Here is a 20,686-nt window from a genome sequence, read left to right as displayed (position 1 = left end):
GGCCACGTCGCACTGCGATCCAGCGCACCATAAGGCCGGGCGCCCGGCTACGTCAGCCGGATGCGGGTGCTGTCACCCGATGGGCTGGAATCCGGCCGCCGAACGGTGCGCCGGCCCCCGGAGTCACTCCCGCCCCGGAAACGCCGCAGGGCGCTGCGTCCATGGGGGGAAATCCCACGGTGCGCGGCGCCCTGCGGGCGGAGGCGGGGCAGGCCCTACTCGGTGGCTGCCTTCAGGGCGATGTCGGTGCGGTGCTGGCCGCCCTTGAGGGCGATCCGGTCCACGGCGGCGTACGCGCGGTCGCGCGCCTCCACCAGGTCGGCGCCGGTCGCGGTGACCGACAGGACGCGGCCGCCGGCGCTCAGCACCCGGCCGTCCTCGTCGGCCCTGGTACCGGCGTGCAGGACGAACGCGGTGCCGTCGGCCTCGGCCTCGGCCAGGCCCTCGATCGGGTCACCGGTGCGCGGCGCGGCCGGGTAGCCCTCGGAGGCGACGACCACGGTGACGGCCGCGCCCTCGTCCCAGCGCAGCGGCTCCAGCTGGTCCAGGGTGCCGGTGGCGGCGGCCAGCAGGACGGCGGCCAGCGGGGTGCGCAGCCGGGCCAGCACGACCTGGGTCTCCGGGTCGCCGAAGCGGGCGTTGAACTCGATCACCCGGGTACCGCGCGAGGTGAGCGCGAGGCCCGCGTACAGCAGGCCGGAGAACTCGGTGCCCCGGCGGCGCAGCTCGTCGACGGTCGGCTGCAGGACGCTCCGCTGGACCTCCTCGACCAGCCCGGCGGGCGCCCACGGCAGCGGCGAGTAGGCACCCATGCCACCGGTGTTGGGGCCCTCGTCGCCGTCCAGCGCGCGCTTGAAGTCCTGCGCGGGCTGGAGCGGGACGACGGTGGTGCCGTCGGTGATCGCGAACAGCGACACCTCGGGGCCGTCCAGGTACTCCTCGATGACCACGCGCTCGCAGGAGGCGGCGTGCGTCAGCGCGGCCGCGCGGTCGGAGGTGACCACCACGCCCTTGCCGGCGGCCAGGCCGTCGTCCTTGACCACGTACGGCGCGCCGAAGGCGTCCAGCGCCTCGGCGGCCTCGGCCGGGGTGGTGCAGACGTAGGAGCGGGCGGTGGGCACGCCGGCCCCGGCCATCACGTCCTTGGCGAAGGCCTTGGAGCCTTCCAGTCGGGCGGCTTCGGCGGACGGGCCGAACACCGGGATGCCGGCCGCGCGCACGGCGTCGGAGACGCCCGCGACCAGCGGGGCCTCCGGGCCGACGACGACCAGGGCGGCGCCGAGCCGCACGGCCAGGTCGGCGACCTGCGCGCCGTTCAGCTGGTCGACCGGGTGGACCGTCGCCACCTGTGCGATCCCGGCGTTGCCCGGGGCACAGTGCAGCTCGGAGACGGCGGGATCTTGGGACAGAGAGCGGCACAGGGCGTGTTCGCGGGCGCCGCCGCCGATGACGAGGACCTTCACGCTTGGCAAGGGTAGTCGGTGGCCAGTTCCGGCCGCTCTCCGGTCCCGTCCGATCCTCCAGTCGGGGCGGTCCGTACGCCGAGGATGTCGGAGAAACCTCCAACTCGGACCGGCTCGGTGCGCACCGGGTGCCCGAGTCAGGACGGCGGGTCACCGGACCCTCCCTCGGACGGGTGAAATCTCGCCGACCCCCGCATCCCTTCCACCCCGGGTTCCGGTGGCCGAATCCGGTAACGATCACCGGGGAAGCGACCCCATGGTCAGCCATTTGGCGGTAAGAAGTGCTGTTGGACAACCAACGGCAGACGTCGCGTCAGCCGATGGACCGCCAGACCCAGCAGTCCGCCCGCCACAGGGAGCCCCACAGGTGAGCCAGCCGGAAATGCAGCCCGAGGAGAGTGCCTGGGGCAAGGAGATCGGCGAGGAGGACCCGCCCGCCGCGACCATCGCCCGCCAGGCGTCCACCCGCCGACGGACCGATCTGAGCACTCGACAGTTCCCGCTCGGGGACTGGGGCGAGCCGGCCGAGCGCCTGGAGGAGCTGTACCGCTGGTCCGAGGAGCGGGCGGTCGAGGCGATCGAGTGGTACCGCAAGGACCGGATCTGGAAGCGCCGCTGGGCGCGCCTGCTGCGGTTCGGCACGGCCGGCTTCGCGGTGGGCGGGGTGACCGCGCCGCTGGTCGACCTGACCGGCGCGGTCTCGCACGGCACCAGCTGGGGCTACGTCGGCCTGGCGCTCGCCGCCGCCTGCTACGGCACCGACCGGGTGTTCGGCCTCACCTCCGGCTGGATGCGCGACGTCAGCACCGCGCAGGCGCTGCAACGCCGGCTGGAGGCCTTCCAGTTCGACTGGGCGTCGGAGTGCGTGCGCGAGGTGCTCGGCCCGACCGAGGGCACCGCGGGCGAAGCCGCCGAGCGCTGCCTCGGCGTGCTGCGCCGGTTCTGCGAGGACGTCTCGGACATGGTCCGCACCGAGACCTCGGAGTGGATGCTGGAGTTCCGCGCGTCCATGACCCAGCTGCCCACCCAGGCCCCGGGCACCTGGGGCGGGCGCAGCGAGAGCGGGGTGGGCGCCCAGGTGCGGGTGCTGCCGCCGCCGGGCACCCGGCCCACCATGCCGCGCCAGCGGCCGCCGGAGGGGCCGCTGCGGTAGCGGGCGGGAAGGCGGGCCGCCTGCCGTGGCGGGCGGGCCGGTGCGGCGGGAGGGTGCGGCGGCCGGGCAGACGCGGCGGGAGGGTACGGCAGCCGGGCAGACGCGGCGCGCGGGCGGATGCGGCGGGCAACGCCTCGGGCAAAAGGCTGCCGGGGCCTCAGGCGAAGACCACCATCGAGCCCTGGGCGAGGCTGCGGGTCGCCGCCGCGTACAGGCCCGCCCAGGCGTGCCGCTCGCGGGCGAAGGGGTGCAGGTCGTCCAGCGGCGGCCCGAACGGCTGCTCCAGGCCGGTCGGGCCGAGCGGCCGGGTCGGGTCCGGCGGGTTGAGCGGGTCGAGGCCCAGCGCCGGGGCGACGGCCTGCAGTTCGCGCAGCAGCCCGTGGCTGGAACCGAGCGGACCGCCGGAGGCGAGCAGCGCGTCGTCCACCAGCGGCGCCGGGAACTCTATCGGCACGTAGGCGCCCGCGTGGTCGAAGTGCCAGACCAGGTGCGACTGTTCGGCACTGCTCTCGAACATCTCCAGCAGCTGCTCGTAGTCGCCGCCGAGCGAGTCCACCGGCGTGATGTCCAGCCCGGTGAGGCCCAGCAGGTAGGCACGGCGCAGGAAGTGCAGCGAGTCGTAGTCGAAGGCGGCTATCGGCTCGACCGCCCCGCTCAGCCCCGGGACGTACTGGTAGACCGGCACCTCTGGCAGCCCGCGGGAGGCCAACACCGCGTTGTAGAGGGCGAGATCGTCCCTGAAGGGATTGTCGGGGCTGTGGCTCAGCACGTCCACGAGCGGGACGAGCCAGAGGTCGCAGGCCATGGCCGGCAGTTCCTCTCCGGGCGGCGGGGTCGCCCGCAGGGCGGGACGACGACGGGGGCGGGGTCGGCACCCGGACGGCCGTTGTGCGGGACGCCCGGTTCGACGACCGCCCACCCTACCGGCCCGGGGCCGGGCGCGGGTCGGGCCGTCCCTGCGGTGCGTCCGGGGGCGGTTCGGGCAGCCGCCGGCCGAACCGGCCGTACGGCACCGAGCGCGGCTGCGGCACCAGGCCGAGGCCCAGCCCGAGTTCGCGGCCGAGCTCCTCGCCCGGCCGGCGCCGGCCCCTCCCGACCTGGTCGAACGCCTGGCCGGGGGCCGGTTCGGCCGCCACCGGCGGGGCTTCGGCGGACGGGGCCGGCGGCACGAGCCCGCCGTCCAGGAGCCCGCCGCCACCGGGTCCGCCGCCACCGGGCTCGCCGTCCAGGGGTTCGCTATTCAGGGCATCGCTATTCAGAGGATCGCCGTCCAGGGGTTCGGTGAGCAGCCCCAGCACCGTCACCGACTCCAGCGGCCGCCCGGCCAGCCCGGCCAGCAGCCGGGCGGTGTACAGGTTGTACTCGCAGATGATCCGGTGCGCGCCGACCAGGTCCCGCGCGCCGATGGCGTCGACCAGGTCGAGGTGGCGGTCCCAGCAGACCTCGGCCAGAACGGGCAGCTCCCGCAGGTAGGGCGCGGCGAACATCCACGACTGCACCCGCAGCCAGTCCAGGTAGTCGCCGATCCGGCGGTTGCCGATCAGCGCGGCGACCTCCTGCCAGAACCGGCGGTCGCAGCCCACCATCACGTCCAGGTTCCCGGCCCGGGCGGCCCGGACCGCCGCGTCGGCCCGGCGGCGCAGCGAGGGCAGTCTGGCGAGGTCCGGCAGCGCCCTGCGTGCGGAGAACTGGCGGTAGTAGCTGTCGGTGACCAGCACCCGGGACTCGAAGATCTCCAGGAAGTCGTCCCAGCCCAGCTCGGGCACGGTGAACCCGCGGTGGTGCTCGGCCCGCAGCAGCCCCTGCGCACCGAGGTCGACCAGCGCCTCGCGGGCCGGGGTCGCCGAGACGCCGTACAGCTCGGCGATCTCCTTGACGGTGAAGTTGCGGCCGGCCGCCAACCGGCCGGCCATCATCTCCTCGCGCAGCGCACCGGCGATCTGCTCGCGCAGGCTGTTGCGCTGGATGACGGGACGGGTGTCGCCTGCGCCGTTGCCGGGCATGCGCGCAACCTCCTGGGGCGGGCCGATCAGGCCGCCCCTCGGCGGACCGGCCAACGAGCGGCGGGGAACACGACGAGTGCTCATCTTCTCAAACCCGCCCCGAGAAGGTACAAACCAACCCCCCGGAGGCCCCGGCGCCCCCGGACGCCCCCGCCCGGACCGGGCCGGGGCGGGCCAGGATCAGCGCTGGACCGGCGCGGGGATCCCCAGCAGGCGGTCCCGCAGCACCGGGAACTCCTCGCGGGCCTTGCCCACCTCGGCCGGATCGAACTCGACGGTCAGCACCTGCTCCTCCGTGCCGGCCTCGGCCAGCACCCGGCCCCACGGGTCCACCACGATGCTGTGCCCGGCCTGCTCGACCCCGGCGTGCGTCCCGGCCGTGTTGCAGGCCAGCACGAACGCCTGCTCCTCCACCGCGCGCGCCCGTGCCAGCAGCGTCCAGTGCTCGCGCCGCCGGGCCGGCCAGGCCGCCGGAACCACCAGCAGCTGCGCGCCGGCGTCCAGCAGCGCCCGGAACAGCTCCGGGAAGCGCAGGTCGTAGCAGGTGGCCAGGCCCAGGGTGGCGAAGTCGGTGGCCGCGGTGACGATCTCCTGCCCCGCGCCCATCACCACCGCCTCGCCGCTGTCGAAACCGAAGCGGTGGATCTTGCGGTAGGTGTGCACCAGCTCGCCGTCCGGGGCGAACAGCAGCGAGGTGTTGTAGATCGGCCCGTCCGGGTCGCGCTCGACGATCGAACCGGCGTGCAGCCAGACCCCGGCCGCCCGCGCGGCCGCCGCCATCGCGTCCGAAGTGGGACCGTCCAGCGTCTCGGCGCCGTCCGACCACAGGTCGTAGGCGAAGCCGCCGAGCGGCCACAGCTCCGGCAGGACCACCAGGTCCGCGCCCTGCTGCGCCCGGACCAGCGCGGCGGCCCGGGCCCGCCGTTCGGCGGGCGGCTCGGCGTCGGAGACCCCGAGTTGGATCAATGAAGCGCGCACAGTACCACCGTCCACGGCAAGAGACCTACGATCGTCACCCGAAAGCGCTGCCCAGCTGTCTCCCGGCAGCGTAACGTGCGGTTAGCGTGTGCGCCTGGAAGCCGGACCATCCCGGCCGACCGGGGAGGCCGGGCGCAGAGGGCAAGGAAGCTGACGGAGGGCCGGAGATTCCCGTGACGGACAACCAGACCGTGCAGGCTTACACGGAGGCGTGGGCCCAGAGCATCGAGTCCATATCGGAGCTGGTCGCCCCCCTCCCCGAGGGCTCCTGGAACCGGGCCACCGAATGCCCCGGCTGGTCGGTCCGGGACGTCGTCTCGCACATCATCGCGGTCGAGTCCGAACTCCTCGGCGACCCCCGCCCGATCCACTCCCTGCCGCGTGACCTTCGCCACGTCACCACCGACTTCGCCCGCTACATCGAACTGCCGGTCGACAAGCGCCGCTGCCACACCGCTCTGGAGATGACCAGCGAGCTGGAGTACACGATCATCCGCCGCTCCCGGGCACTGCGGAACGCCAAGCAGACACCCCTGGAGCCGGTGCGCTGGCCGGCCGGCCCGAACAGCCGCGACGTGCCGTACCACGAGCTGCTGCGCCTGCGGGCCTTCGACGTCTGGGTGCACGAGCAGGACCTGCGCCGGGCCCTGGACACCCCCGGCAACCTCGACTCCCCGGCCGCCCTGATCGCCCGGGACGTCCTGCTGGGGCTGCTGCCCAAGGCCGTCGCCCACCGGGCCGGCGCCCCGGCCGGAACGGCCATGGTCCTGGACGTCACCGGCCGCGTGGAGTTCCTGCGCACCGTCCGGGTCGACTCGACCGGCCGCGGCACCGTCGACGAGTCGATCAGCCTGGCCCCCGACGTCCAGCTCACCATGGACTGGGAGACCTACCTCCGGCTCGCCTGCGGCCGCGGCCGCCCCGGCCCGGTCACCATCGACGGCGACAAGGAACTCGCCGACCGCGTCCTGTCCGCCTTCGCGGTCACCATCTGACCCCAGCCACCCCGCAGCGCACGCCACCCGGCGTACACGCACGAGTGCGCGCCGGGTGCCGAGTCATGGGCCGACGTAATCCGCCCGACGCCGTCAAGAGGTTGGAGACCCACCAGCACCGCACCGTCGACCTGTGGTCGGTAACCATCGCCAAAAGCGATGGCTACGACGTTTCCGCAGGTCAGAAACCCTACGCCCCCGCCGCCTCAACCTTTCGGCACAGGTCCAGGAACTCGCCGACCGCGTCCTGTCCGCCTTCGCGGTCACCATCTGACCCCGGCCACCCCGCAGCGCACGCCACCCGGCGTACACGCACGAGTGCGCGCCGGGTCGGCACCACTCGTGCATCCATCCGTCAATCCAACACCAGAACCTCACCCGTTCGACCTCGTTGTTCCGGGCACTCCCGCCACCACCCGGAAGAAGGAGGGGCGTCCCCATGGACGACGAACAGCAGCAGATGACTCTGGTCCGGTCGAGCTTCCCGGTCACGGGGCAACCGATCAGAGTCGTGATGATCGACGGACAACCGTGGTTCGTCACGGCGGACGTGTGCCGAGTCCTGGGCCGAGGAAACCCGACAGATACCGTCAAGGTGCTGGAACACCATCAGCACCGTGTCGTCGACCTACGGTCGGTAACCCTTGTTCGGAACAAGGGTTACCGGATTCCTACAGGTCAGAAAGCCTATCGTCGAGGGAATCCACTACTCGGCGTGGTGAGCGAGGCAGGTCTATACGGCCTCCTCATGCGGTCGGACAAAGGCACGGCCCGACCGTTCCGAGAATGGGTTACCGACGAGCTGATCCCCTCCGTCCGCCGCGGGGACGCCGATATCCCCACCCAACAGCGGCGGATGGCGGAGACCCTGGCCGAGGCGATCGGACAACAGGTACGGATCGTCGCCGAGATCGACCACGAGGACTGGCCCGGCCTGACCGTCCACTCGGACGGAACGGTCCACTGCCAGCACGGCGAGATGGTCCTTCACCTACCAACCCGGGAGGAGGACAGCGGACCACCGTTCGGCGCCTACTTCGCCTGCCCGGGCGAAGAACGGGTCGGAATCCGGGCCAGCCGAATCGTCCTCGGCTGCCCCAAACTGAAGCTCGTGGACCTGATCCGCATGCGGCGCGAAGCCGCCGAGCAGCCGACCCGGCCGGGGGCGCATCCGGCTCGCACACCGATGATGCCGCCGGAGGGCACGGTGCTCTGTGTGATCGACCGGGTCCAGCTCTACGGACGGCCGCCAGAGATCACCGAGGTGCTCCGGGGCATCGGGCTGTAGCGGCGGGAAACCATCACCCAAAGCAATAGTTTCGACGCCCTTCGCAGGTCAGAGCCCCTTCTCCTCCGCCGCAACCTTGCGACGCAGGCGCAGGATCATCACGGTGCCGACCGCCAGCGGGACGTACTGCCAGCAGAACGCCCAGCGGAAGGCGTCGGCCGAGTAGGAGTCGGTGCCGGCCGGGGAGAGGCCGTCCAGGAGGACGCCGATGCCGAAGAGGGTGATCATCGTGCCGATGAAGCCGCCCATGTTGACGATCCCGGAGGCGGTGCCGAGGCGCTCCACCGGGTTGCGGGCGCGGGCGTAGTCGAGGCCGACCAGTGAGGCCGGGCCGTTGCTGCCCATCACCACGATGATGGCGGACAGCAGCCAGATCGGCGGGTGTCCGCCGGGCCAGGCCAGGACCAGCGCCCAGCCGAGGGCGGTGGCCGTGATGACGGTGAGGACGATCGGCATCCGGGCCCGCGCCGAGACGGAGAGCACCCGGCCGAACAGGAAGCCGAAAGCCATGTTGCTGAGCACCAGCAGGGTCAGCAGTCCGCCGGCCGCGGCCCGGGAGAGGCCCTGCGCCTCCACCAGGTAGGGCAGGCCCCAGAGCAGGCCGAAGGCGTTGCCGGGGAACTGGGTGGTGAAGTGCACCCAGAGCCCGAGCCGGGTGCCCGGTTCGCGCCAGCACGCGCGGACCTGCCGGCCGACGTTCGGCCGCGGCGCGGGCGGGTGTTCGACCGGCCGTACGGCCGCCGCCGGCGCTTCCTTGAGGAAGAGCGCGACCAGCGCGAAGACCGCGACGCCGAGCAGGGCGATCGCGGTGAAGGTGGGCGTCCAGCCCTCGCGGTGCAGGGCCTGTGCGAGCACCACGGTGGTGATCAGGTTGCCGCCCATTCCGGCGAGGCCGGTCAGCTGGGCCACGAACGGGTTCCGGGCGGCGGGGAACCACCGGGCGGCGAGCCGCAGCACGCTGATGAAGGTCATCGCGTCGCCGCAGCCGAGCACCGCCCGGGAGGCCAGTGCCGGGGCGAAGGAGGAGCTGAACGCGAAGGCCAGTTGGCCGAAGCTCAGCAGGACGACGCCGAGCAGCAGCACCCGGCGCGGCCCGATCCGGTCGACGAGCAGGCCGACCGGTATCTGCATGGCCGCGTAGACCAGCACCTGGAGGATCGAGAAGGTGGAGAGCGCGGAGGCGCCGATGCCGAAGCGGTCGGCGGCGTCCAGTCCGGCCACGCCGAGGCTGGTGCGGTGGATCACCGCGAGGATGTAGACGCTGACGCCGATGGACCAGGCCAGCCAGGCCGCGCGCCCGCCGGGCGGGGACGGTGCGGGGGCGGCGGACGGCGTCGGGGCGACCGGCGGCGTCGGGTCGGCGGTTCGGGGAGCGGGGACGGACAGGGGTGCGGCTGAGCGGGCGGGCTCCACGGTCATAGTGCGACCAGACTAGTCATCCCATGATGGGACGCCCAGTGCGGGGTGCGGTCGATCGTCCACGGACCACGGACTCCGCGGACCACGGATTCCACGGGGCACGGATTCCACGGATTCCGCGGACCGGGCGTCAGCCGGTCAGCGTCCAGGACACCGACCGGGTCATGTAGCGGTCCCGGAAGGCCTCGTCCCGCACCCAGTCGGTGGTGTCCCGGACGGTCGCCGTGACGGTGGCCGTCCGGCCCGGGGCCAGGTTCAGCTGGTCGGTGTCCAGCCAGGAGCCGTCGGCGGCCTGCGGCGTCACCGCGACGCCGTCCACCTTCCACTCGACCTTCAGCTGTCGCGGGCCGGTCAGCGGCACCGGCCGGACGTTAAGCCGGGGCCGCCCGCTCACCTCGCCGGGCGGCGGCGACGGGGTGTCGGTGGGCCGGATCCTGCGGTACAGCTCCTCCATGATCGCCTCGCGCGACGGCAGGTTGTAGGCGCTGCCCAGGGTGCGCATCACCGAGTCGGGGGTGGGCCGGTAGAGGCCGTTGGCGCTGCGGTAGGCGCCGACCGTCCCGGCGCCGTCCGGGGACTCCGCGCCCAGCCAGCGCCACCACTTGGTCTGCTTCTTGCGCATGTCGTCGGCGTCGAGGGTGGCGAGGTTCGGGTACTCGGCGTCGTCCGGGGCGCTGTCGTACTCGTCGCCGAGGTCCCCCACGGTGTGGCCGATCTCGTGCTGGATGATCCGCCCGGCGTCCGGGCTGCCGCCGGCCAGGGTGGTCACCCCGGTGCCGCCGGCGCCGCCGTACTCGGTGGAGTTGGCCAGGGCTATCAGGTACTGCGGCCCGGAGCTGTCGCCCGCGTACCGGGCGGTGGCGGCCTCGTCGGCGCAGAGCAGCCGGGCGGTGCCCTCGCACCAGAAGTGCATGCCGAGCGGGGTGGCGGGGTTGCGGCCGCGGCTCTCGGTCTCGGCTATCCCGGAGACCGGGGAGACCACTTCGACCCGCCGTATGTTGAAGAACCCCTGGTAGGTGCGGAACGGCTCGATGGCCATCAGCGCGTGCCAGGCCCGGTCGACCTGCTGTCGGAACAGGTCCTGTTCGGCGGCCGTGTAGCCGTCGCCGAGCAGGACCAGGGTGATCCGGTTGGCCGGGTCCCCGGTGCGGCGTATGTCGACGGTGGGGGCGGCCGTGACGGGCCGGCGGTCGGCGCGCTGTGCGCTGTGCGGCGGGACCGCCCGGTCGGCGGGGGCCCCCGGTCCGATCACGCCGAACGGCGAGGGGCCGACCAGCTCCAGGGCGGCGGGGAGTACGGCGGTGGACACCAGCACGAGCGCGGCCAGACTCCGAACGAGACGGCCAGGGTTGCCAGGTGGCATGCGGGTGCGTCCTCGGGGTTCCGGTCACCCGGCGTAGCCCGGGTGGTGGAGCGAAGACGTACCCGGACGGGTGTGTCACCCCTACCGCGCGCCGAAAAAGTCACCGACCTGGCCGAATGACCCTCACCACACCAGTCATCCCAATGACTGGAATCTGACCGATGACAGGCCCTTCGTCAGCGCCTGCGGAGGTTCAGCACCAGGTGGGTGCCGAGGCCGAACAGCAGGCCCCAGAAGGCCGAGCCGATCCCGAACAGGCTCATCCCCGAGGCGCTGGCCAGGAAGGTCACCACCGCCGCGTCCCGCCCCCGCTCGTCCGCCACCGCCGCCGCCAGGCTGCCCTGCAGCGAGGCCAGCAGCGCGACCCCGGCGATCACCGCGATCAGCTCCTTCGGCAGGCCGGTGAACAGGCTCACCAGCACCCCGCCGAAGCTGCCCACCAGCACGTACAGCACGCCCGAGGACATCCCCGCGACGTAGCGGCGGCGCGGGTCGGGGTGGCTCTCCGGGCCGGAGCAGATCGCCGCCGTGATCGCCGCCAGGTTCACCCCCGGCGAGCCGAACGGCGCCAGCAGCAGCGACACCACACCGGTCGACCCGATCAGCAGCCGGTCGTCCGCCCGGTAGCCGAAGGCTCGCATCACCCCGAGGCCCGGTGCGTTCTGCGAGGCCAGCACCACGATCGTGAGCGGCAGCGCCAGCCCCACCGTGGCCGCCCAGGAGAACGCCGGCGCGGTGAACACCGGCCGGGTCGGCCCGCCCGAGCCCAGGTGCAGCGGGAGTCCGACGGTCAACGCCGCCAGCACCCCGCCCACCAGCAGCGCCACCGGGACGGCGTACCGCGGGGCCAGCCGCTTGGCCAGCAGGAAGGCCGCGAGGCTGCCCACCACCAGCACCGGCGCGCCGTGCACGGCGCCGAAGATCCCGGCGCCGAAGGAGAACAGGATGCCCGCCAGCATCGCGTTGACGATCCCGGTCGGCACCGCCGCGATCAGCCGGCCGAACCAGCCGGTGACCCCGAAGAGCGTCACCACCGCCGCGCTCACCAGGAACGCCCCCACCGCCTCCCGGTACGGGTACGCGCCCAGGCTGGTCACCAGCAGCGCGGCGCCCGGGGTGGACCAGGCGGTGATCACCGGGGTCCTGGTCCACCAGCTCAGCGCGAAGCCGCTCAGCCCGCTGCCGATGGCCACCGCCCAGATCCAGGACGCCGTGTGCGCCGCGTCCAGCCGCCCGGCGGCCGCCGCCGCGAGCACCACCACCAGCGGACCCGAGAACGACACCGCGATGCAGACCAACCCCGCCAGCAGGGCCGGCCCCGACACGTCCCGCCGCAGCGACCGGCGCTCCCCGCCCCCGCCCGGCACCGTCTCCGGTCGGACCGTCAGCTCTTCAGTCATTCCGGAAGTATCCCGAACGCCGCGCCGGGGGCTCACGGAAAAGTCTTTGAAACCACCTGCAACCCCCGGAGAGGATGCACGTCTGTACGGATGAAGGCACGGAGAGCGCGACCGGCGGGGCCGGGACGCTTCCGCCCCGCCCGGAGCGGGCCCGTCGCCCTCGCCCAGCCACGCCGTCAGACCCGTGACCCCGGGGAGTCACGTCATGCGCGCGTCCGTCATCGGCTGGTCCTGATCGCCGCCCGCCGGCCTCGCCCCCAGCGACGGCCGACGGGCGGGCAGAAGCGGAGGGGCCTTCCCCCACACGGCGGTGTGGGGGAAGGCCCCTCCGTGGCTTCCCGTTCGTGACGTCCCGGGCCGTCAGCCCCAGGTGATCAGGCGCTTCGGGCGCTCCAGCAGCGCGGCCACGTCGGCCAGCACCTTGGAGCCCAACTCCCCGTCCACCAGGCGGTGGTCGAAGGAGAGCGCCAGCGTGGTCACCTGACGCGGGACGACCTTGCCCTTGTGCACCCACGGCATGTCCCGGATCGCGCCGACGGCGAGGATCGCGGCCTCGCCGGGGTTGAGGATCGGGGTGCCGGTGTCGACGCCGAAGACGCCGACGTTGGTGATGGTGATGGTCCCGCCCTGCATGTCGCCCGGCGAGGTCTTGCCCTGGCGGGCGGTGTCGATCAGCTCGCCCAGCGAGACGGCGAGGCCCGTGAGGGTCTTGCCGCCGGCGTCCTTGATGTTGGGGACGATCAGGCCGCGCGGGGTGGCCGCGGCGATGCCGAGGTTCACCTGGCCCTTGATGACGATCTCCTGGGCCGCCTCGTCCCACTGCGCGTTGATCTCGGGGTGCCGCTTGACCGCGGTGAGCAGCGCCTTGGCGACCAGCAGCAGCGGGCTGATCCGGACGTCCCGGCCCAACTCGCCGCTCTCCTTGAGCCGGCGGACGAACTTCATCGTGCGGGTCACGTCGACCTGGACGAACTCGGTGACGTGCGGGGCGGTGAAGGCCGAGGCCACCATCGCCTGCGCGGTCGCCTTGCGGACGCCCTTGATCGGCACCCGGACGTCGCCCGCCACGGTGACCGGCGCCGGCACCGCCGCCGCGACCGGCCCGGCCTCGACCGGCGCCGCCGGGGAGGCCTGCGCGGTGGCCAGGGCGGACGCGTGGGCGTGCACGTCCTCGCGGGTGATCACGCCGTCCCGGCCGGTCGGGACGACCGCGCGCAGGTCGATGCCGAGGTCCTTGGCCAGTTTGCGCACCGGCGGCTTGGCCAACGGCCGCTCCCCGGCGGGCTGTTCGGCCAGGACGGACGAGGCGGGCGCGACCGGCGCGACCGGCGCCGGAGCAGCCGACACGACCGGCGCGGCCGGAGCCGGCGTCGCGGTGACGGTCGTCGTGGTCGTGCGCCGGGCCCGGCGCTGCGCGGTGCCGGTGCGCGGGCCGTAGCCGACCAGCACCTCGCGCCGCTCGGGCTCGGCCGGTTCGGCCGGCGCGGCGGCGGCGACGGGCGCAACAGCAGCGGCGGCGGCGGGAGCCGCGGCCCCGGCCTCCCCGGCGACCGCGACCGAGATGATCACGGTGCCGACGTCGACCGTCGCGCCCGCGGGGAAGAAGAGCTGATCGACGACCCCGTTGAACGGGATCGGCAGCTCCACCGCCGCCTTGGCGGTCTCCACCTCGCACACGACCTGCCCGTCGGTGACGGTGTCACCCGGCTTGACGTACCAGCTGAGGATTTCGGCCTCGGTCAGGCCCTCGCCCACATCGGGCATCTTGAACTCGCGGAGCGAGCGAACTTCGGTGGTCATCTTCGCTCCCCCGGATCAGTACGCGAGTGCGCGGTCGACGGCGTCGAGCACGCGGTCCAGGTCGGGGAGGAAGGCCTCCTCGACGCGGGACGGCGGATACGGCGCGTGGTAGCCGCCGACCCGCAGGACGGGCGCCTCCAGGTGGTAGAAGCACCGTTCGGTGAGCCGGGCGGCCAGTTCGGCACCCATGCCCAGGAAGACCGGCGCCTCGTGCACCACGACGGCCCGCCCGGTGCGCTTGACCGACTCCTCCAGGGTGGTGAAGTCCACCGGGGAGAGCGAGCGCAGGTCGACGACCTCCAGTCGGCGGCCGTCCTCCTCGGCGGCCGCGGCGGCCTCCAGGCAGACCTTGACCATCGGGCCGTAGGCGAGCAGCGTGGCATCGGTGCCGGAGCGCACGATCCGGGCGTCGTGCAGTCCGAGGTCGGCGGCGTCGCCGACCTCGCCCTTGTCCCAGTACCGGCGCTTGGGCTCCAGGAAGACCACCGGGTCGTCCGAGGCGATGGCCTGCCGCAGCATCCAGTGCGCGTCGTGCGCGTTGGACGGGCTGACCACGCGCAGGCCCGCGGTGTGCGCGAAGTACGCCTCGTGCGACTCGCTGTGGTGCTCGACCGCGCCGATGCCGCCCGCGAAGGGGATGCGGATGGTGACCGGGAGCTTGACGTTCCCGAGCGCGCGGGCGTGCATCTTGGCCAGCTGGGAGACGATCTGGTCGAAGGCCGGGTAGACGAAGCCGTCGAACTGGATCTCCACCACCGGGCGGTAGCCGCGCAGCGCCAGGCCGATCGCGGTGCCGACGATGCCGGACTCGGCGAGCGGGGTGTCGATCACCCGTCCCTCGCCGAAGTCCTTCTGCAGGCCGTCGGTGATCCGGAAGACGCCGCCGAGCTTGCCGATGTCCTCGCCCATCAGGACGGTCTTCGGGTCGCTCTCCAGCGACTTGCGCAGCGCGCCGTTGAGCGCCTTGGCAATGCTGAGCTGACCGGCCATCAGAGGTTCTCCCCCGCCTCGAAGGAGGCCGCGTACTGGACGTACTCGGCCCGTTCCTCATCGACCAGCGCGTGCGGCTCGCTGTACACGTGGTCGAAGATCAGGGTCGGGTCCGGGTCGGGCATGCCGCGCACGCCCTCGCGCACCCGCAGCCCCAGCCGCTCGCTCTCGGCCTCGATAGCGGTGAAGAACTCCTCGTCGGCCAGGCCCTCCTTCTCCAGGAGGGCGCGGAGCCGGGCGATCGGGTCCTTGGCCTTCCAGGCCTCGGTCTCCTCGGTGGGCCGGTAGCGGGTGGGGTCGTCGGAGGTGGTGTGCGCGCCCATCCGGTAGGTGAACGCCTCGATCAGCACCGGGCCGTTGCCGCTGCGGGCGTGGTCGAGCGCCCAGCGGGTGACGGCCAGGCAGGCCAGCACGTCGTTGCCGTCGACCCGGACGCCGGGGAAGCCGAAGCCGGAGGCGCGGCGGTACAGCGGGATCTTGGTCTGGGTGGTGGTGGGCTCAGAGATCGCCCACTGGTTGTTCTGGCAGAAGAACACCACGGGCGCGTTGTAGACCGAGGCGAAGGTGAAGGCCTCGTTGACGTCGCCCTGGCTGGAGGCGCCGTCGCCGAAGTAGGCGATGACCGCGTCGTCGGCGCCGTCCTTGCTGATGCCCATCGCGTAGCCGGTGGCGTGCAGGGCCTGCGCGCCGATCACGATGGTGTACAGGTGGAAGTTCTTCTCGTTCGGGTCCCAGCCGCCGTGGTTCACGCCCCGGAACATGCCGAGCAGGTTGAGCGGGTCGACGTCGCGGCACCAGGCGACACCGTGCTCGCGGTAGGTGGGGAAGGCGTAGTCGCCGGTGCGCATGGCACGGCCGGAGCCGACCTGGGCGGCCTCCTGGCCGAGCAGCGAGGCCCACAGGCCCAGCTCGCCCTGGCGCTGGAGTGCGGTGGCCTCGCCGTCGAACCGGCGGACCAGCACCAGGTCGCGGTAGAGGGCGCGCAGCTCCTCCGGGGTGGTGGTGAGCGGGTAGTCCGGGTGCTCGACCCGTTCGCCTTCCGGGGTGAGCAGCTGTACGAGCTCCGGCTGGGTGTCCTTCCCCGTGGCGCGGAGGGTGTCAGGGACGCCGGGGGCCGCCTTCTTGCGGGCCCTCGCCGTGCTTTTGACGGTCACGTTCACTCCTCGGTCTGTCCGGCCGCCCGGGGTCGCCGGTGACCGGTCCGGTCACCGCCTCGCGGGGCGCGCGTGGGTGTGCGCTCCTACTGCGGGGCAGGTGGTGATCCTGTTCCGACGGCGTCCCTCACGAGAACGTTACCCAGCGTCCGCCCTTGGCGCGCTTGCGCTAGGACGTCCTACTTGTTCAGGGCTTACAACCCCGAGGGTGCCGCGGGCAGCGCGCCGTCGGAAGGGTGGGGGTGACGGACCGCGTGACGCAGCTCTCAATTCGGGCGCCTTCAGGACACCAGCGCACGTTATCCGGGCGCGAGCCCGTACGTAAGGGGGTTCTCGGTATCGGTTTCGGACCGCCCCGGCCGGACCGCCTGACTGCGGCACCAGGGACGATAGGTCTTCCGTACGGTGATATGGGAGGCTTTGGACGTGACTGATAACGGACAAATCAGGGTTTTCCTGCTCGACGATCACGAGGTTGTCCGGCGGGGCGTGCACGACCTGCTCTCGGTCGAGGACGACATCGAGGTGGTCGGCGAGGCCGGCACCGCCGCCGAGGCGCTCACCCGGATCCCGGCGGTCCACCCCGACGTCGCGGTGCTCGACGTCCGGCTGCCGGACGGCAACGGGGTCGAGGTCTGCCGGGAGATCCGGTCCCGGCTGCCGGAGATCAAGTGCCTGATGCTGACCTCGTTCTCGGACGACGAGGCGCTGTTCGACTCGATCATGGCGGGCGCGTCCGGCTACGTCCTGAAGGCGATCCGCGGCACCGACCTGATCACCGCCGTCCGGGACGTCGCGGCCGGCAAGTCGCTGCTCGACCAGGTCGCCACCAGCCGGGTGCTGGCCCGGCTGCGCGACGGCGGCGAGAAGGAGGACGAGCGGCTGGCGCAACTCACCAAGCAGGAGCGCCGGATCCTCGATCTGATCGGCGAGGGGATGACCAACCGTCAGATCGGCAACGAGTTGCACCTGGCCGAGAAGACGGTGAAGAACTACGTCTCCAGTCTGCTCGCCAAGATGGGAATGGAGCGACGCACCCAGGCGGCGGCCTTCGTGGCACGGCACCAGGCGGACCAGCAGCACTGACCAGAACGGCGATCACAGAACTGACGACTTGTCAAGGGCCCCCGCACGGGGGCCCTAACCTCTGGCTGTGACTTTCAGCCAGACCCTCTCCTGCTCCCCGGCCCGCCCCGACCTCTCCGCGCCGCCGATAGGGACCCTCAGTCCGCCCGTCCCGCGCGCCGCACTCGCCGAGGTCCTGGGCCGCTACCGGGTGGGGGGACTGCTGACCGCCGAACCGGTCGCCGAAGGCCTGCTGAACCGCGGGTACCGGGTCACCACCGAGACCGGCGCGTACTTCCTGAAGTGCTACGTCGACGCCGCCACCGCCAGCCGCCCGAAGATCGTCGCCCACCACCGGGCGATGGCCGGGCTCCAGGCCCTCGGGCTGCCCGTCGCACCCCCGCTGACCTGCGCCGAACGAGCCGGCACGGTGGCCGGCTACGGCGGCCGGCTGTTCGCGCTGTTCCCCTGGGTGGATGGCCGACACCGGCACGGTACCGACCTCTCCCCGCCGCAGTGCGACGCGCTCGGCGCGCTGCTCGGCCGACTGCACGGCGCGCTCGACGACGTGTGCGCCCCCTTCGAACAACCCCCGGGCTACCGCACCGCCGACCCCCTCGACAGCGCCGACCTCGCCCGCGACCTGCGGCGCCATGCCCGCGCCCACCGCCCGTACGGCGACCTGGACGCGCTGGTCGAACGGAGGCTCACCGAAAGGCTGGAACTGCTCGCCGAACACGCCCACCGCCGCCCCGCCCCGCAGACCGCCCCGCCCACCGGCTGGACCCACGGCGACTTCCACGGACTCAACCTGCTGTACGGCGACGGCCCCGACGGCGGCCCGGTCGCGGCCGTCCTGGACTGGGACAAGCTCGGCCCGCAGCCGCGCGCCGAGGAGGCCGTCCGCGCCGCCACGCTGCTCTTCAACGACCGGACGTCCGGCACCCTCGACCTGGTGCGGGTCCGCCACTACTCGCAGTCCTACCGGGCCACCGGAGCCGCCACCGCCGAGCACCTGGCCGCCGCCGTCCACCGGGTCTGGTGGGAGCGGCTGAACGACTTCTGGATGCTCCAGTGGCGCTACCAGCGGGCCGACCACCGGGCCGACCCGCTCTACCCCGCCTCGGCCGGCCAGTTGACGTGGTGGTGCCAGGAGTACGAACAGGTCCTGGACGCCTTCGCCAACTGACCGGTGTCAGCCCGGCCCGATCAGGGCGTCGCCGGCGGCTGGGTCGCCGGCGGCTGGGTGGCCGGCGGGTTCGACTTGGTCGCCGGCGGCGGCGTGGCCGCCCCCGTGCTGCCGCCGCTTCCCGTGCTCGGGGTGGTCGGCGCCGTGCTGGGCGTACCGGGCGCCGTGGTGGGCGGCTGCGTGTGGCTGGGGGTCTGGCTGGGCGACGCGGGCGTCGAGTGCTTGCCCGAACCCGGGGACGGCGACATGTTGTTGTTGCCGTTGTTGTTGCCGTTGTTGTTGCCGCCGCTGCCGCCGTTGTTGTAGCTGCCGCCGTTGCCGCCGTTCTCGGTCGGCTGCGTCGGGCGCCGGCTGCCGGTGTTGGATGCGGGCGGGCTCTGCGAGCCGCTCTGGGGCGGCGTGCTGGGCTCGGTCGTGCTGACCGCCGGGAGCGGTGTCGGCGGCACGGTGTGCGAGTTCGTGGGTTCGTTGCCGCTGAACGCGAACGCCATGCCGACCCCGGCCGCGAGCAGCACGGCCGCGGCGCCGGCCACCCAGGCCCACGGCCCGCGCCGGCGGCCGGAGCCGCCGTCGTCGTCGCCACCACCGCCGTAGGGGCCGCCGGCCCCCGGGTAGGGCGTCGACGGGGTGTGCGGGCCGCCCGGGCCCCCCATCCCCTGGTAGGGCAGCACCGAGGTCTGGTCGCCGGGGCCGATCGCGCCGAAGGCCGCGGTGGCCGCGGTCTGGTCGGGCCGGATCACCTGGGTGGCGTCGGTGTTCCCCTGCCCCGCGGCGGCCAGCCCGGCCGTGGTGCCGGCCCAGCCCGCGCCGCCCGCGCCGTGCATCTCGCGCAGCGCGTGCTGGACGTGCGCGCGGAACTCGTCGGCGTCCTGGAAGCGGTCGTCCGGGTTCTTGGCCAGCGAGCGCAGCACCAGCTGGTCCAGCCCGACCGGCACCCGGCCGTTGGCCTGCGAGGGCGGCACCGGCATGTCCTGGACGTGCTGGTAGACCACCGAGAGCGGGGTGTCGCCGGTGAACGGCGGGCGCAGCGCCAGCAGTTCGTACAGCATGCAGCCGGCCGCGTACAGGTCGGAGCGGTGGTCGACGGGCTTGCCGAGGGCCTGCTCGGGCGAGAGGTACTGCGGGGTGCCCATGACCATGCCGGTCTGGGTCATGGTGCTGGCCGTGCCGGTCAGCGCCCGGGCGATACCGAAGTCCATCACCTTGACGGCGCCCGCGGTCGTGATGATCACGTTGGCGGGCTTGATGTCCCGGTGGACGATGCCGTTGCGGTGGCTGTACGCCAGCGCCTCCAGCACCCCGGCGATGATGATCAGTGCCTGGTCGACCGGCGGCGCGTCCTCGTCCACCAGCAGCTCGCGGACGGTCCGGCCCTCGACCAGCTCCATCACGATGTACGGCGTGGACTCGTCCCCGGCGTACTCCTCGCCGGTGTCGTAGACCGCGACGATCGAGTGGTGGTTGAGCCCCGCGACGGCGTGTGCCTCGCGGGTGAACCGCAGCCGGGCGATGTCGTCCTGGGCCAGCTCGCCGCGGAGCAGCTTGACCGCGACCGTCCGTCCCAGCCGTACGTCCTCGGCCGCGAACACCTCGGCCATGCCGCCGCGGCCGAGCCGGTAGGTCAGCCGGTAGCGGCCGTCGCCGACCGTGCCCAGCGGCGCGGCCGTACCGCGGCCGGGGGTCTGCGGGCCGCCGGGTCCGACCGGGGGAAACGCGCTGGTCGCGGCGTCGCTGCCGGGTCCGGGCATCCTCGGCGTCCCGCCGGTCCGGCCGTCAGCTCCGGCACCCGTTCCGTCATCCGGCTGCTGCGTCTGTGCCATCGCTCCTCGCCCCGGGCGTTCGCTCGGATCGCGGTGCCCTGTCGCTTCGTATCCCCGAACGCTACCGCCTCCGGCGCGGGCCCGTGGCACGCCCGAACCGGCCGGAAAGCGTCAGAGCAGGCCATTCCGGTCGACCGGAAGGTCAACCACCAGCACCACTGCGGGCCGCTCACCGGTGGTGTGCCCGGTCTTGGTCTTCGACTTGTTGTCCTGCGCCTTGTTGACCACGATCGCGATGATGATGCCGGCCAGCACGAGCACGCCGACGATGATCACGATGACGACCGCGGCCGTCGAGCAGCCGCCGCCGCTGGGCGCCTTCGGCTGCTGGTACGGCGGCATCGGCTGCGGCGGCGGGGTGTGCGCCCGCTGCGGCGGGGCCTGCTGGAGGTACTGGGGGTGCGGCGTGTGCGGCCCCTGCGGACGCGGCGGCTGGAAGGCCGGCGGCGGGGTCCGGTACTGCGGCTGCTGCGGCGGCGGAGGCTGCTGGAGGTACTGGGGGTGCGGGGTCTGCGGCCCCTGCGGACGCGGCGGCTGGAAGGCCGGCGGCGGGGTCCGGTACTGCGGCTGCTGCGGCGGCGGAGGCTGCTGGAGGTACTGGGGGTG

The 20,686-nt window shown here is 73.0% G+C and carries 16 protein-coding genes and 1 pseudogene; 5 read left to right on the top strand and 12 right to left on the bottom strand.

Annotation, left to right across the window (positions count from 1 at the left end; all coding sequences use genetic code 11):
- Nucleotides 1–215: 215 nt before the first annotated feature.
- A complete protein-coding gene (gene purD, locus AB0O19_RS13755) occupies nucleotides 216–1,463 on the bottom strand; it encodes a phosphoribosylamine--glycine ligase (RefSeq protein WP_363619433.1) in 1,248 nt (415 codons plus the stop codon).
- A gap of 367 nt (nucleotides 1,464–1,830) precedes the next feature.
- Between purD and AB0O19_RS13750 the strand changes: the two genes are divergently transcribed.
- A complete protein-coding gene (locus AB0O19_RS13750; protein ID WP_363619432.1) occupies nucleotides 1,831–2,616 on the top strand; it encodes an SLATT domain-containing protein in 786 nt (261 codons plus the stop codon).
- Nucleotides 2,617–2,773: 157 nt separating this feature from the next.
- Here the strand turns inward: AB0O19_RS13750 and AB0O19_RS13745 are convergent, their stop codons facing one another.
- The 3 genes from AB0O19_RS13745 to AB0O19_RS13735 all read right to left on the bottom strand — a co-directional run bounded on the left by AB0O19_RS13745 (nucleotide 2,774) and on the right by AB0O19_RS13735 (nucleotide 5,597).
- Nucleotides 2,774–3,421: a hypothetical protein gene (locus tag AB0O19_RS13745; protein ID WP_350876643.1), complete on the bottom strand. Its 648-nt coding sequence runs from the start codon at nucleotides 3,419–3,421 to the stop codon at nucleotides 2,774–2,776.
- Nucleotides 3,422–3,536: 115 nt separating this feature from the next.
- Entirely contained in the window at nucleotides 3,537–4,619 is a 1,083-nt protein-coding gene (locus AB0O19_RS13740) for a GntR family transcriptional regulator (RefSeq protein ID WP_363619431.1), read from the bottom strand.
- 180 nt (nucleotides 4,620–4,799) lie between these two features.
- Complete coding sequence (locus tag AB0O19_RS13735) at nucleotides 4,800–5,597, bottom strand: carbon-nitrogen family hydrolase (protein WP_063348508.1); 798 nt, start codon at nucleotides 5,595–5,597, stop codon at nucleotides 4,800–4,802.
- A 173-nt stretch (nucleotides 5,598–5,770) separates the two neighbouring features.
- On the opposite strand from AB0O19_RS13735, the gene AB0O19_RS13730 reads away from it, so the two are divergent.
- Nucleotides 5,771–6,592: a maleylpyruvate isomerase family mycothiol-dependent enzyme gene (locus AB0O19_RS13730; RefSeq protein WP_363579837.1), complete on the top strand. Its 822-nt coding sequence runs from the start codon at nucleotides 5,771–5,773 to the stop codon at nucleotides 6,590–6,592.
- 439 nt (nucleotides 6,593–7,031) lie between these two features.
- Nucleotides 7,032–7,880, top strand: coding sequence for a Bro-N domain-containing protein (locus AB0O19_RS13725; protein WP_363619430.1), 849 nt, complete (start codon nucleotides 7,032–7,034; stop codon nucleotides 7,878–7,880).
- Between the two features lie 48 nt (nucleotides 7,881–7,928).
- On the opposite strand, the gene AB0O19_RS13720 is transcribed toward AB0O19_RS13725, so the two are convergent.
- The 6 genes from AB0O19_RS13720 to pdhA all read right to left on the bottom strand — a co-directional run bounded on the left by AB0O19_RS13720 (nucleotide 7,929) and on the right by pdhA (nucleotide 16,012).
- Complete coding sequence (locus AB0O19_RS13720) at nucleotides 7,929–9,299, bottom strand: MFS transporter (RefSeq protein WP_363619429.1); 1,371 nt, start codon at nucleotides 9,297–9,299, stop codon at nucleotides 7,929–7,931.
- A 130-nt stretch (nucleotides 9,300–9,429) separates the two neighbouring features.
- Nucleotides 9,430–10,662 carry a M64 family metallopeptidase gene (locus tag AB0O19_RS13715; RefSeq protein ID WP_363619428.1) on the bottom strand — a complete coding sequence of 411 codons (1,233 nt, stop codon included), beginning with the start codon at nucleotides 10,660–10,662 and terminating at the stop codon, nucleotides 9,430–9,432.
- A gap of 176 nt (nucleotides 10,663–10,838) precedes the next feature.
- Complete coding sequence (locus tag AB0O19_RS13710) at nucleotides 10,839–12,062, bottom strand: benzoate/H(+) symporter BenE family transporter (RefSeq protein WP_363619427.1); 1,224 nt, start codon at nucleotides 12,060–12,062, stop codon at nucleotides 10,839–10,841.
- A 360-nt stretch (nucleotides 12,063–12,422) separates the two neighbouring features.
- Nucleotides 12,423–13,862 (bottom strand): dihydrolipoamide acetyltransferase family protein, encoded by a 1,440-nt coding sequence (locus AB0O19_RS13705; RefSeq protein WP_363619426.1) that lies wholly within the window; start codon nucleotides 13,860–13,862, stop codon nucleotides 12,423–12,425.
- 15 nt (nucleotides 13,863–13,877) lie between these two features.
- Nucleotides 13,878–14,855 (bottom strand): alpha-ketoacid dehydrogenase subunit beta, encoded by a 978-nt coding sequence (locus AB0O19_RS13700; protein WP_363619521.1) that lies wholly within the window; start codon nucleotides 14,853–14,855, stop codon nucleotides 13,878–13,880.
- On the bottom strand, nucleotides 14,852–16,012 hold the full coding sequence (pdhA, locus tag AB0O19_RS13695; RefSeq protein ID WP_363619425.1) for a pyruvate dehydrogenase (acetyl-transferring) E1 component subunit alpha: 1,161 nt from the start codon (nucleotides 16,010–16,012) through the stop codon (nucleotides 14,852–14,854). The genes AB0O19_RS13700 and pdhA overlap by 4 nt, the downstream gene beginning before the upstream one ends.
- A gap of 420 nt (nucleotides 16,013–16,432) precedes the next feature.
- Here pdhA and AB0O19_RS13690 point away from each other — a divergent pair, with 420 nt between their 5' ends.
- Both AB0O19_RS13690 and AB0O19_RS13685 read left to right on the top strand, forming a co-directional pair.
- Nucleotides 16,433–17,092 (top strand): response regulator transcription factor, encoded by a 660-nt coding sequence (locus AB0O19_RS13690; protein WP_350876661.1) that lies wholly within the window; start codon nucleotides 16,433–16,435, stop codon nucleotides 17,090–17,092.
- Between the two features lie 67 nt (nucleotides 17,093–17,159).
- Nucleotides 17,160–18,260, top strand: a complete 1,101-nt coding sequence (locus AB0O19_RS13685) for a phosphotransferase (RefSeq protein ID WP_363619424.1) — start codon at nucleotides 17,160–17,162, stop codon at nucleotides 18,258–18,260.
- A 20-nt stretch (nucleotides 18,261–18,280) separates the two neighbouring features.
- Here the strand turns inward: AB0O19_RS13685 and AB0O19_RS13680 are convergent, their stop codons facing one another.
- Together AB0O19_RS13680 and AB0O19_RS13675 are read right to left on the bottom strand one after the other, a co-directional pair.
- The gene (locus tag AB0O19_RS13680) at nucleotides 18,281–20,008 is read right to left on the bottom strand and encodes a protein kinase (RefSeq protein WP_363619423.1); all 1,728 of its coding nucleotides are present in this window, start codon (nucleotides 20,006–20,008) and stop codon (nucleotides 18,281–18,283) included.
- 183 nt (nucleotides 20,009–20,191) lie between these two features.
- Nucleotides 20,192–20,686: pseudogene (locus tag AB0O19_RS13675) on the bottom strand (hypothetical protein); the annotation flags it as partial.

Source organism: Kitasatospora sp. NPDC091276 (assembly GCF_040684355.1).
GTDB lineage: Bacteria > Actinomycetota > Actinomycetes > Streptomycetales > Streptomycetaceae > Kitasatospora.
The sequence above is the reverse complement of the archived record's forward strand: the minus strand, read 5'-3'. Positions and strand labels throughout refer to the sequence as shown.